Origin of the sequence: Haloferax profundi, assembly GCF_001469865.1 — an archaeon.
Taxonomy (GTDB): Archaea; Halobacteriota; Halobacteria; order Halobacteriales; family Haloferacaceae; genus Haloferax; species Haloferax profundi.
Genome location: NZ_LOPV01000559.1, coordinates 1 through 434 on the forward strand (window position 1 = coordinate 1; position 434 = coordinate 434).

A 434-nucleotide genomic window follows, 5' to 3' on the forward strand; every position below is an offset into this window, starting at 1 on the left:
TGGGGTGCTTCCCGAGCGAAACGACTGGAAGTTCCCCATCGGTCACGAGACGAGTACCCGTGTCACCCGACAGTAATCGCACGAGTCGGCTCCCTCCACGAGGTCGGTATGCGATAGCCGTCGCTTCGACGTCGTTAGCAGTCTCGAGAATCGTCTCGGCGACGTTCGTCCCGAAACTCATCCGCATCTCGATGTCGACGATGCCGTCGAGTTGGACGTCGAAGACAGAGAGGTAGTGTGCGGCATCCGCTCGGCGTTTTCCCATGGGGGCTTTGTCGACGACGCCACCACCTTTCTCGATGACGTGAATCGCCGTGATTCGTCTGATTCTATCGAGGTACAGGTTCAACGCGTCTGCAGTCTCGACAGCGTCGGTCTCGTCAGCAATCGGAACGACGACGTGGTCGAGGATGCCCATCGCGTCATCCACCCCC

General features: G+C 59.4%; 1 protein-coding gene. It reads right to left on the bottom strand.

All coding sequences use genetic code 11. From position 1 onward, the window contains the following. Positions 1–418: universal stress protein (locus AUR66_RS16765; RefSeq protein ID WP_058573336.1), on the bottom strand; the 418-nt coding region annotated here is incomplete at its 3' end. Positions 419–434 lie beyond the last annotated feature (16 nt).